The organism is Sphingomonas qomolangmaensis, from assembly GCF_024496245.1.
GTDB lineage: Bacteria > Pseudomonadota > Alphaproteobacteria > Sphingomonadales > Sphingomonadaceae > Sphingomonas > Sphingomonas qomolangmaensis.
This window is the reverse complement of sequence record NZ_CP101740.1, coordinates 510,511-521,129: the sequence shown is the minus strand read 5'-3', so window position 1 is coordinate 521,129 and position 10,619 is coordinate 510,511. Positions and strand designations below refer to the sequence as shown.

At 67.6% G+C, this 10,619-nt stretch carries 11 protein-coding genes; 6 read left to right on the top strand and 5 right to left on the bottom strand.

The genetic code is table 11. From position 1 onward, the window contains the following. Positions 1 to 11: 11 nt before the first annotated feature. The 3 genes from NMP03_RS02560 to NMP03_RS02550 are packed head-to-tail and all read left to right on the top strand — an operon-like array spanning position 12 to position 3,130. Positions 12 to 410, top strand: a complete 399-nt coding sequence (locus NMP03_RS02560) for a c-type cytochrome (RefSeq protein ID WP_256506981.1) — start codon at positions 12 to 14, stop codon at positions 408 to 410. Continuing rightward, positions 407 to 1,642 (top strand): iron-containing alcohol dehydrogenase, encoded by a 1,236-nt coding sequence (locus tag NMP03_RS02555; RefSeq protein WP_256506980.1) that lies wholly within the window; start codon positions 407 to 409, stop codon positions 1,640 to 1,642. Before NMP03_RS02560 ends, NMP03_RS02555 begins: the two co-directional genes overlap by 4 nt. 12 nt (positions 1,643 to 1,654) lie before the next feature. Then, positions 1,655 to 3,130: an NAD-dependent succinate-semialdehyde dehydrogenase gene (locus tag NMP03_RS02550; RefSeq protein ID WP_256506979.1), complete on the top strand. Its 1,476-nt coding sequence runs from the start codon at positions 1,655 to 1,657 to the stop codon at positions 3,128 to 3,130. 123 nt (positions 3,131 to 3,253) lie between these two features. Here the strand turns inward: NMP03_RS02550 and NMP03_RS02545 are convergent, their stop codons facing one another. Further along, positions 3,254 to 4,036 (bottom strand): enoyl-CoA hydratase, encoded by a 783-nt coding sequence (locus NMP03_RS02545; protein WP_256506978.1) that lies wholly within the window; start codon positions 4,034 to 4,036, stop codon positions 3,254 to 3,256. Continuing rightward, entirely contained in the window at positions 4,033 to 5,220 is a 1,188-nt protein-coding gene (locus tag NMP03_RS02540) for a CaiB/BaiF CoA transferase family protein (protein ID WP_256506977.1), read from the bottom strand. Before NMP03_RS02540 ends, NMP03_RS02545 begins: the two co-directional genes overlap by 4 nt. Before the next feature lie 205 nt (positions 5,221 to 5,425). On the opposite strand from NMP03_RS02540, the gene NMP03_RS02535 reads away from it, so the two are divergent. The 3 genes from NMP03_RS02535 to NMP03_RS02525 are packed head-to-tail and all read left to right on the top strand — an operon-like array spanning position 5,426 to position 8,129. Next, entirely contained in the window at positions 5,426 to 7,279 is a 1,854-nt protein-coding gene (locus tag NMP03_RS02535) for an outer membrane protein assembly factor BamB family protein (protein WP_256506976.1), read from the top strand. 8 nt (positions 7,280 to 7,287) lie between these two features. After that, the gene (locus NMP03_RS02530; protein WP_256506975.1) at positions 7,288 to 7,605 is read left to right on the top strand and encodes a hypothetical protein; all 318 of its coding nucleotides are present in this window, start codon (positions 7,288 to 7,290) and stop codon (positions 7,603 to 7,605) included. Next, positions 7,605 to 8,129: a gamma carbonic anhydrase family protein gene (locus tag NMP03_RS02525; RefSeq protein WP_256506974.1), complete on the top strand. Its 525-nt coding sequence runs from the start codon at positions 7,605 to 7,607 to the stop codon at positions 8,127 to 8,129. Before NMP03_RS02530 ends, NMP03_RS02525 begins: the two co-directional genes overlap by 1 nt. 36 nt (positions 8,130 to 8,165) lie before the next feature. On the opposite strand, the gene NMP03_RS02520 is transcribed toward NMP03_RS02525, so the two are convergent. Genes NMP03_RS02520 through NMP03_RS02510 form a run of 3 tightly spaced genes read right to left on the bottom strand, consistent with a single transcriptional unit; the run spans position 8,166 to position 10,524 of the window. Then, complete coding sequence (locus tag NMP03_RS02520; protein WP_256506973.1) at positions 8,166 to 9,158, bottom strand: SMP-30/gluconolactonase/LRE family protein; 993 nt, start codon at positions 9,156 to 9,158, stop codon at positions 8,166 to 8,168. Positions 9,159 to 9,169: 11 nt separating this feature from the next. After that, positions 9,170 to 9,604 carry a hypothetical protein gene (locus tag NMP03_RS02515; RefSeq protein WP_256506972.1) on the bottom strand — a complete coding sequence of 145 codons (435 nt, stop codon included), beginning with the start codon at positions 9,602 to 9,604 and terminating at the stop codon, positions 9,170 to 9,172. Positions 9,605 to 9,618: 14 nt separating this feature from the next. Continuing rightward, positions 9,619 to 10,524 (bottom strand): cupin domain-containing protein, encoded by a 906-nt coding sequence (locus tag NMP03_RS02510; protein ID WP_256506971.1) that lies wholly within the window; start codon positions 10,522 to 10,524, stop codon positions 9,619 to 9,621. Between the last annotated feature and the right edge of the window lie 95 nt (positions 10,525 to 10,619).

The window sequence follows — 10,619 nt, the reverse complement described above, 5'->3', positions numbered from 1 at the left end:
GAGTACAGAATATGATGATCCGTATGTCGATTGCCTGCGCCGCGATGGCCGTCGCGACGCTGGGCGCTGCCGCGGCGACCGCGCTGCCGGTGGCACCGCCGGGCGATGCCGCCAAGGGCAAGACCGTCTTCGCGCGCTGCGCCGCGTGCCATTCGGTAGTGCCGGGCAAGAAGGGGGTCGGCCCCAGCCTGGCGGGGGTCGTCGGGCGTCCTGCCGCGGCGATGCCGGGCTATAGCTATTCGGCCGCGCTCAAGAATTCGAAGCTGGTGTGGAACGATGCGACGATCGCGCGCTTTGTCGCTGGGCCGTCGAAGCTGGTGCCGGGCACCAAGATGATGGCGCCGCCCGTGACCAAACCCGAAGATCAGGCGAACCTCGTCGCCTATCTCAAGACCGTGGGAAGCAAGTGACCCAGCCCCTATCGCTTTTCGGTGCGGCACGGCTGCCGCGGACGATCCTGTTCGGGCGCGGCCAGCGCGGCGCGCTCGGATCGACCAGTGCGCGGCTGGGGCGTCGCGCCTTGGTGGTCACCGATGGCCGCCAGGCGGCGCAACCGGTGTTCGCCGAGATCCTCGCCGATCTGGCGGCGCACGGCGTCACCACCCAGGTGTTCGACGGCGTCATTCCCGACCTGCCGGTCGAATCGATCGAAACCTGCATCGATGCGGCGCGCGATTTCGCGCCCGATCTGGTGATCGCGATCGGCGGCGGCAGCGCGATGGACCATGCCAAGATTGTCGCGGTGCTGCTGGCGCATGGCGGCAAGGTGAGCGACTATTATGGCGAGTTCGCGGTGCCCGGCCCCGTCCTGCCGCTGATCGCGGTGCCGACCACTGCGGGTACCGGCTCGGAGGCGACGCCGGTCGCGGTGGTCGCCGATACCGGGCGCGGCACCAAAGTCGGCGTGGCGAGCCCGTATCTGATCCCCGAGGTCGCGATCTGCGATCCCGACCTGACCGTGTCGTGCCCGCCGTCGCTCACCGCGATCTCGGGCGCCGATGCGCTGACGCATGCGATCGAATCCTTCACCACGGCGCCGCGCACTGGCGATGCGATGCTGACCGAGCAGCATGTGTTCGTCGGCAAGAACGCGCTGTCGGACCATTTTGCCAAGCTGGCGATCGCCAATCTGTTCAAGTTCCTCGAGCGCGCCTGGCGCGACGGCAACGACATCGAAGCGCGCGAGGGGGTCATGCTCGCGTCGCTCACCGCGGGCTGCGCGTTCGGCACTGCGGGGACGGCGGCGGCGCATGCGTTGCAATATCCGATCGGCAATTTGACGCACACCGCGCACGGCGCGGGGGTCGCGGCGCTGATCCCCTTCGTGATGCAGTTTAACCGCCCCGCCTGCGCCGAAGCCTTCGCCGAGTTGGCGACGCTGGTCGGACTGCCCGACGGCAGCGTCGAGGAACGATCGCAGGCGTTCATCGAAGCCGTCGCGGCGCTGCTCGCCTCGATCGGCATCCCCAAATCGCTTGCCGAGTTGGGCTTGCGCGAAGACCAGCAGGAATTCGTCGCCGAACATTCGCTCGACGCCGCCCGGCTCATCAAGAACAACCCGCGCCCGCTCGACCTGACCGCGATGCGCGCGATCACGCAGGCAGCCTATGCCGGCGAGCGCCACCGCCTTGTCGCCATCTGACGGAACCCGATCATGACCGCTAACAGCTTCGCCCCCGCCGGGCAGACCGGCCCCTTCGCGATCCCCACCGAGTTGTTGATCGGCGAGCATTGGGCGCCCGCCGCCTCGGGCAAGCGGATCGACGTCGTCAATCCGTCGAGCGGCGAGGTGCTGACCTCGATCGCCGATGGCGGGGTCGACGAGGCGATCGCCACCGTCGATGCCGCCGATGCGGCGGCCGCGGGCTGGGCCGCGACGCCGCCGCGCAAGCGCGCCGAAATCCTGCTCGCCTGTTTCCACGCGATGATGGCGCAGCAGGAGTGGCTGGCGCAGATCATCTCGCTCGAGAACGGCAAGGCGCTGACCGACGCGCGCGGCGAGGTCGCCTATGCCGCCGAATTCTTCCGCTGGTATGCCGAAGAGGCGGTGCGCATCAACGGCGAGCTGACGATGGCGCCATCGGGCGCCAACCGGATCATGGTGCAATATCAGCCGATCGGCATCGCACTGCTGATCACGCCGTGGAATTTCCCCGCAGCGATGGCGACGCGCAAGATCGCGCCCGCGCTGGCGGCGGGCTGTACCTGCATCCTCAAGCCCGCCGAGGAAACCCCGCTGACCGCGCTGGCGGTGGCCGAGATCATGCGCCGCGCGGGCGTGCCTGCGGGCGTGGTCAACGTGTTCAACACCAGCGATCCCGGCCCTGCGTGCAGCGCGATGCTGCACGACCCGCGGGTGCGCAAATTGTCGTTCACCGGGTCGACCGAGGTCGGCCGCATCCTGCTGCGCGAAGCCGCCGACCAGGTCATCAGCTCGTCGATGGAGCTGGGCGGCAACGCGCCGTTCCTGGTGCTCGACGACGCCGATCTCGACGAAGCGATCGAGGGGGCGATGGTCGCCAAGATGCGCAACGCGGGCGAAGCCTGCACCGCGGCCAACCGTTTCTATGTCCAGCGCGGAATCCATGACGCGTTCGTGGCCAAGCTGTGCGAGCGGATGGGGGCGCTGACGGTCGGCGCAGGGACCGACGCAGCGACCCAGTGCGGCGCGATGATCAACCAGGAGTCGATCGACAAGATCGAGCGGCTGGTCGCCGACGCGGTCGATCGCGGCGCCGAGGTGCGGCTGGGCGGCAAGACGCTCGACCGGCCGGGCTTCTTTTACCCGCCATCGGTGATCGCCAATGTCCAGCCGGGCTCGGAAATCCTCGGCACCGAGGTGTTCGGCCCGGTCGCGGCGGTGATGGCGTTCGACGATGTCGACGAAGCCGTCGCGCTCGCCAACGCCACCGAATATGGGCTGGCGGCCTATGTCTATACCGGCGATCTCAAGCGCGGATTGCAGCTGGCCGAGCGGATCGAATGCGGGATGGTCGCGGTCAATCGCGGGCTGGTGTCCGACGCCGCCGCGCCGTTCGGCGGGATGAAGCAGAGCGGCCTCGGCCGCGAGGGCGCGCACCACGGCATGCTCGAATATTGCGAGGCGAAGTATATCGCGGTGAGCTGGTAACGGGGGGAGGTCAGCCAATAGCCGTCACCCCGGACTTGGTCCGGCGTCCACCGCGCAGCAACCACTGCCGCCGCGGGGGGCAAGCTGGGCCCCGCACCAAGTCCGGGGTGACGGCAGGGGTGGTTAGCGCCCCTCCCAATCGGGTAGGCGCTTGGTCTTCGCGAGGAAATCGGCCACCCCGCGGCGGAAGTCGGCACTGCCATAGACTTCGCCGACCAGCGCTTCGATCGCGGGCAGGTCGCCGAAGGTCATCCGGCGGATCGTTTCCTTGGTCGTGCGCGTCGTCAGTGGCGCATTCTCCGCCGCGCGCGCGCATAATGCCGCCAATTCGCCGTCGATCGCGCCGCGTTCGACCAGCTTGAGCAGGAAGCCGCTCGCGAGCAATTGCTCGGCGGTCAGCATCTCGCCCAGCAGCACCATCCGCTTGGCGAATTGCACCCCCACCGCGCCGCCGACCCGCGCGACGCTCGCCGCCGACAGGCAATTGCCGATCGTCCGCCCGATCGGCGAGCCGAACTTGGCGTCGGGGGTGGCGATGCGGAAGTCGCAGGCGCTGGCGATGTTGATTCCGCCGCCGACCGCCCATCCCTCGATCGCGGCGATCGTCGTGCACGGAATCGCGTCGATCGCGCCCATGCACTCGTCGATGCCGCGCTCATAGTCGATGCCTTGTTCGCCGGTGGTGAAGTCGGCGAATTTGGAAATGTCGGTGCCCGAGATGAACGCCTTGCCGCCGACGCCGCGAAAGGTGACGACACGGACCGATGGATCGGCTGCGACCCCGAGCGCGACGTCGCGCAAATCGAACCACATCTGTCCGGTCAGCGCATTGTGCGCTGAGGGGTTGTCGAAGCGGACGTGCAGTGCGGCCCCGTCGCGGGTGGTGGTGATCTGCCCCACGCTCATTCGGCTGCCTCGCTCGGCGCGGCGAGCAGCCCGCGATCGACCAGTTCCTGGCGGATCGCGGCCGAATGTTCGTTGAGCAAGGGCGGCGGCAGCCGCACTTCCTGCGGGGTGCCGCGCATCTTCACCGGGAAGCCCAGTGCCTTGAACTCGCCTTCGACCGGGTGCGGGATCATCTGCACCATGTCGCGCGCGACCGCCTGTTCGCTTTCGACCGCCTCGCCATAATCGAGGATCGGTGCGGCGGGGACGCCCGCCGCCAGCATCGCGTCGATCCATTGCTGCTTGGTGCGCGTCAGGAAGGTGGGCGCGAGAGCGTCGATGAGGATCTGGCGGTTCTGCACTCGCGCGGCATTGGTAGAATAGCGCGCATCCTCCTGCAGCTCGGGGCGACCGATCACCCCCAGGAAGGTGAGCCACAGCCCCTGGTTCGCTGCGCCGATGACGAACCAGCCGTCGGATGCCTGCACCGCCTGATACGGCGCCGACATGCGGTTGGCCGAGCCGATCGGGGTCGGCGCCTTGCCGGTGCCCCACAACTCGGTGGTCTCCCAGATCGACAGCCCCATCGCCGCCTCGAGCAGCGACGCGTCGATATATTGCCCCTTGCCGCTCGCCTGCCGGCCGATGATCGCGCTGAGGATCGCATAGGCGCTGAACAGCCCGGCGCCGAGATCGGCGACCGCGATCGAATTCTTGGCGGGCTCCATGCCGGGGAAGCCGTTCGAGCTGAGGATTCCCGACATCGCCTGCGCGATCAGGTCGAAGCCCGGGCGCTGCGCCCAGGGGCCGGTCTGGCCGAAGCCCGAGATGCTGGCATAGACCAGCCGCGGATTGATCGCCGCGAGCGTATCGTAATCGATCCCCAACCGTGCCGCGACGCCGGGCCGGGCATTCTCGACCAGGATGTCGGCGGTCTTGACCAGCGCGTAGAGCACTTCGCGGTCGGCATCGTCCTTCAGGTTCAGCGTGATGCTGCGCTTGTTGCGGTTGAGCGCCAGGAAGCCCGGGCTATCCTCGCCCTTCAACCGGAACCCCATCGAGTGCCGCGTCGAATCGCCGGTCTTGGGCGGTTCGATCTTGATGACATCGGCGCCCATGTCGCCCAGCATCATGCAGCAGAACGGCCCTGCCATCACCTGCGATATGTCGAGCACGCGCAGGCCCGAAAGTGGCAAAGTGGACATCGACAAACCTCTCCTCATCGCAGCTTAAAACTGCCGTAGATCATATTGTATATGATTTATAGCCGGTCTATCGATGGGCGCAACGCGATTTGCCGCCGGGCCCGAACCGGAAAAGCAGACGAAGTGGAGAGATGCCTTGCCCCTGCCAATGCCCATGCCATTGCTGCGACCTTCCCGCGCCCTGTTGTCCGGCGCATCCCTTGCCATGGCCTTGGCCGCACTCCCCGCGCTAGCACAGCAAAAAGGCGACTGGGCCAGCTATGGCCGCGACGAGGGCCATGCCCGGCACTCGCCGCTGACCGCGATCAAGCCCGCCAATGTCAGCAAACTCAAGAAGCTGTGGTCGTATCACATGCGCCCCGCCGGGGTGACCGCCGATTCGATCCCGATGCCCGACGGCGTACCCGAACGCTTCAAGACCGGCTTCTCCGCGTCCGAAGCGACGCCGCTGGTGGTCGACGGGACGATGTATCTGTCGACCCCCTATCGCCGTGTCGTCGCGCTCGATGCCGCGACGGGCAAGGAACGCTGGGTGTTCAATTTCCCCGGCAACGACCAGGCATCGACGCGCGGCGTCGCCTATTGGCCGGGCGACGGCAAGACCGGCGCGCGGATCGTCTTCGGGACGCGGACGGGCAAGCTCTATGCGCTCGACGCCAAGACCGGCCAGCCCGCCGCCGGGTTCGGCGAGGCGGGCGCGGTCAACATGAAGACCCCCGAGGTGATGAACGGCACGCGCGCCCCGCTGGGGATGAGCAGCCCGCCGGCGGTCTACAAGAACCTGATCATCACCGGGTCGCGCGTCCAGGAAATGCCGGCCAAGGGCGCGGCGGGCGACGTCCGCGCCTGGGACGCGGTGACGGGCAAGCTCGCCTGGACCTTCCACACCATTCCGCAGCCGGGTGAGGCCAATTTCGGCACCTGGGAGGGCGATAGCTGGAAAGGGCGATCGGGCAACAATGTGTGGACCTTCGTCGTCGTCGACGACCAGCGCGGCATCGCCTATCTGCCCGTGGGCGCGCCGACCTTCGATCGCTGGGGTGGCGATCGCAAAGGCATGAACCTGTATGGCAATTCGATCGTCGCGGTCGAAGCCGCAACGGGCAAATATCTCTGGCATTTCCAGACGATGCACCACGACATCTGGGACGTCGATCTGCCCGCTGCAACGCTGATCGACGTCAAGCGCGACGGCAAGACGATCCCCGCGATCGCGGTGATGAACAAGACCGCGATCATGTTCATCCTCGATCGCGTGACCGGCAAGCCGCTGTACGACGTCAAGGAAGTACCCGTCCCAACCGACACCGACGTGCCGGGCGAGCAGCCCTGGCCGACCCAGCCGATGCCCGCCAAGCCCGCGCCGCTCAGTCGCCTCACGTTCAGCATGGACGAGATGGTGACGGCGCCCGCGTCGCTTCGCGCGACCTGCGACAAGATCGTCGCCGACATGGGGGTGGTCGCGAGCAAGGCGTTCCAGCCGCTGCGCGCCGATTCGGCGGTGGCGTTCTTCCCCGGCAGCTTCGGCGGCATCGACTGGGGCGGCGGATCGTTCGATCCCGCGACCGGGCTGTATGTGGTCAACATCAACAACCTCGCCAGTCCGCAGCAGATGGAGAAGCAGCCCGATGGCAGCTGGGGCCTGAAGGGCGGCTATGCCTATTTCCTCGATCCCGAGACGGGCAATCCGTGCAGCAAGCCGCCTTGGGGCGAGCTCGTCGCGGTCAACGTCAACAGCGGCGACATTGTGTGGCGCAGCGTGCTCGGCGCGAACGAGGACCCCGCGCTCAAGGATGCTGGCGGGATCAGCGCGGGCGGGCCGATCACCACCGCGAGCGGGCTGACCTTCATCGGCGCGACGCGCGATTCGATGATCCGCGCATTCGAGACGCGGACGGGCAAGTTGCTGTGGTCCGACAAGCTACCCGCATCGAACTACGGCACGCCGATGACCTTCGCGATGAAGGATGGCCGCCAAGCGGTCGGCGTGGTCGCGACCGGCGGCTTCGCATTCCAGGCGGCGACGGCCGATGAAGTCGTCGTCTATACCCTGCCATGAGGTACCCCATGCTTATCCCCAAAATCGCATTGCCGCTGCTCGCGCTAGCCCTTGGCGGCCTCGGCACTGCGCTGGCCGGGCAGCAAAGCACCGCGGCCCCGCCCCCGCCCGGCCCCGGGCTCGAGCTGATCAACGAGCGTTGCGGCTATTGCCATTCGACGGCACAGGTGACCGATGTCCGCAAGACGCCCGCGGCCTGGGCAGCGACGGTGCAATCGATGATAGACCGCGGCGCCGAACTCGAGCCCGAGGAGCAGAAGATCATGGTCGACTATCTCGCCGCGCATCGCGCCGCGCCGGTGGACGCCGCGGCGGCAGCGCGCTGATGCCGCTCTACGCGATCGACGGCACCGCGCCGCAGGTGCCCGACGACAGCTGGGTCGCGCCATCGGCCGACGTGATCGGCGATGTCCGGCTGGGGCATGAGGTGGGTATCTGGTTCGGCGCGGTGATCCGCGCCGACAACACCCCGATCGTGCTGGGCGACCGCACCAATGTGCAGGAAGGGTGCATGCTCCACTCTGATCCTGGGGTGCCGCTCAGCGTCGGCGAGGATTGCACGATCGGCCATCACGCGATCCTGCACGGCTGCACGATCGGCAACCGCGTGTTGGTCGGCATGGGCGCGACGGTACTCAACAACGCGGTGATCGGCGACGATTGCCTGGTCGGCGCGGGGGCGCTGGTGACCGAGGGGAAGAGCTTCCCCCCCGGCAGCCTGATCATCGGATCGCCCGCCAAGGTGGCGCGCGAGCTGTCGCCCGAGGCGATCGCGGCGCTGCGGCTGTCGGCGGCGGGCTATGCCGCGCGCCAAGCGCATTTCAAGCGCAGCCTGACGCGCATCGACTGAGCCGGTCGAGGGCGGCATCGCTGCCGCCCTCGCGGCTTAGCGGGCAAAGCGCGGGAGCGCGCCGACGCCCTTGATCGGTACGCGATAGATGCTCGTCGACGCGGTGATCCACAGCGCGTCGCCCTGCTCGCCGAACGCGAGGTTCGCCGCGGTCTCGGGCATGTGGATCCGCCCGAGCGTCTTGCCCGCGGGCGAGAAGATCCAGATCCCCCCCGGCCCGGTCGCCCAGACATTGCCGCGCAGATCGACCTTGAGCCCGTCCGCCCCGCCGCCCGGCCCCTTGGGAAAGGCGAAGAAGCTGCGCCGGTCGGACACCGCGCCGTCGCGCGCGACCTTGTAGGCGAAGATCGTCGCCTGCCCGTAATCGGCGATGTAGAGCGTGTCGCCCTTGGGCGAGAGCCCGATCCCGTTGGGCAGCTTCAGATCGGTGATCACCGCTTCGAGCTTGCCGCCAGCGTAGCGGAACACCGGGTTATTCGGCAGCTCCTTCTTGGGATCCTTGTCCATCCCGTTGAACAGCCCGAAGGGCGGATCGGTGAACCACAAGGCACCGTCGGGGGCGTAGACCAGGTCGTTGGGACTGTTGAGCCGCTTGCCCTGATAGGCCGAAAGGAAGGGCGTGACCTTGCCCGCGGCATCGACGCGGACGATTTGCCGCGCGCCCATCTGCGCCATCAGCACGCTGCCGTCGCGATCGGGGATAAGCCCATTCGATCCGATGCTCGCGCCCGCGGGCGGGTTGGCAAGGCCGCCCGAATTGGCGAGCAGCTCGGTCACCTTGCCGGCGCGATCGACCGTGCGCAATTTGTCGCCGACCACGTCGGAGAACCATAATTTCCCGTCATGCCACAGCGGCCCTTCGGTGAAGCCGAAACCGGTGGCGACGCGCTCGATCGGCGCATCGGCGGCGATCAGCGTGTCGAGCGCAGGATCGATCCGCTCGATCCGCGCGGTGCGTGCGGGCTCCTGCGCAGCGGCTGGGGCAAGCACTGAGAACGCCGCAACGACGGCGGTAGCGATGGGACGCATCGGCAGGCTCCTCAAACGGCGTCGGTGAGCAGGACCAGATAGTCCCGGTTGAGCACGGTATTCTCGATCAGCGGCCAGACCTGCTGGTGGAGATCGGACCCCGCCCACACCTGGCGCTGCTCCTCGCTCTCATAGGTCAGCTGGAAGCGATAGTTGATGCCCGGCGCGAGTGCGGGGCCGCCCTGGATGACGTTGCGCAGCTTGAGCATCTTGAGATCGAGGAAGCCGCGCCCGCGATAGCTTTCGGCGGCGGGGCGGAAGCGGCGGTGGAAATGATCGAGCATCTCGGCTTCGCGCGCGGGGTCGATCGCCAGGTCGCAATAGAGCACGATCGGTTTCCGCGCGGCGGGCTTCGCCGCGCCCTGCGGCATCGCGGCGGTGGCGGCCCCGGTGCCGGCGCCGATGCCGGCAAGCGCCAGCAGCTTCAGTAGATTTCGTCGTTGCATGGGCATTCCTCTCCTCAGCGCGGCCGTTGCTGGCGCGCGACATAGTCGGCCTTGGTGGCCAGATCCTCGGCGATGCCGATCACCATCAATTCGAGCGGCGCGGCACCGGTGGCGCGGATCGCGCGCGCTTGCCCGATATTGACGGGCACCGCGTCCCCCGCAGTGATTGGCGCAGTCTCGCCCGCCACCGTCACTTCGCCCGCGCCCGACACGACATAGAGGACTTCGCTCATTCCCGGGATGTACGCGCTGCCGACGCTGGCGCCGGGCGGCACGACCAGGTGATCGACGAAGCTCCAGGCGGTCGAGAAGACCGTCGGCTCGAGCGCGCGGCGATAGCGCACCGTGCCGGTGCCGCCGTCCATCGCCGCGACGGGCTTGAGCAGCGCGCGGTCGAGCCGCAGCGAGACGAACTGCGGGATTCGATCAAGCGTAGCGTTGTCGAGCGGGTCGTTCAGGTCGAACTTGTCGTACGCCTTGGCCAAGCCGACGTTGATGTTGAGCCATTGGAGCGGCTTGTCGGTGGCGTTGTAGATGCCGTGCGCATGCCCCAGCAGATCGGGCACCGCCGCCGGCCCAGCGAGCGTCGCGGTACGCCCGTCGATCGTGAACTGCGCTTCGCCGTCAAGGATGACGAACATCTCTTCGCCCTGGTGGTGATAATGCTGGCCGATGCCGCTTTTGGGCAGGATCACCCCGCGATGGACGAACACCAGGTTGCTGCGCACCGCATCGGCGCCGAGCAACGGCTGGAACTGCATCTTCCCAGCGCCCTCATGCACCGCGCGAAGCTCGCGCATCTTGGCCGGGTCGGTACGGCCGATCCGCTGCGCCAGCGTTTGCGCGGCGGCGGGTGCCGCCAGCTGCGCGATCGCCAACGACGCCAGCACGAGTGTCGAACCCAGAGTCGAACGCCGCATCCACCCCTCCCCTATTTGTGCCTGTCCGGCCTTTACGCGCCAGTATAACCAGCATAGATACGAATCATATAGGATATTTCGCGACACAACGCGAG

Excerpts from the sequence above, each read along its gene's own strand:
- NMP03_RS02535 (WP_256506976.1), top strand. The coding sequence starts at position 5,426 with ATGGCCTTGGCCGCACTCCCCGCGCTAGCACAGCAAAAAGGCGACTGG.
- NMP03_RS02510 (WP_256506971.1), bottom strand. The coding sequence starts at position 10,524 with ATGCGGCGTTCGACTCTGGGTTCGACACTCGTGCTGGCGTCGTTGGCG.
- NMP03_RS02530 (WP_256506975.1), top strand. The coding sequence starts at position 7,288 with ATGCTTATCCCCAAAATCGCATTGCCGCTGCTCGCGCTAGCCCTTGGC.
- NMP03_RS02560 (WP_256506981.1), top strand. The coding sequence starts at position 12 with ATGATGATCCGTATGTCGATTGCCTGCGCCGCGATGGCCGTCGCGACG.
- NMP03_RS02545 (WP_256506978.1), bottom strand. The coding sequence starts at position 4,036 with ATGAGCGTGGGGCAGATCACCACCACCCGCGACGGGGCCGCACTGCAC.
- NMP03_RS02525 (WP_256506974.1), top strand. The coding sequence starts at position 7,605 with ATGCCGCTCTACGCGATCGACGGCACCGCGCCGCAGGTGCCCGACGAC.
- NMP03_RS02515 (WP_256506972.1), bottom strand. The coding sequence starts at position 9,604 with ATGCAACGACGAAATCTACTGAAGCTGCTGGCGCTTGCCGGCATCGGC.
- NMP03_RS02550 (WP_256506979.1), top strand. The coding sequence starts at position 1,655 with ATGACCGCTAACAGCTTCGCCCCCGCCGGGCAGACCGGCCCCTTCGCG.
- NMP03_RS02520 (WP_256506973.1), bottom strand. The coding sequence starts at position 9,158 with ATGCGTCCCATCGCTACCGCCGTCGTTGCGGCGTTCTCAGTGCTTGCC.
- NMP03_RS02540 (WP_256506977.1), bottom strand. The coding sequence starts at position 5,220 with ATGTCCACTTTGCCACTTTCGGGCCTGCGCGTGCTCGACATATCGCAG.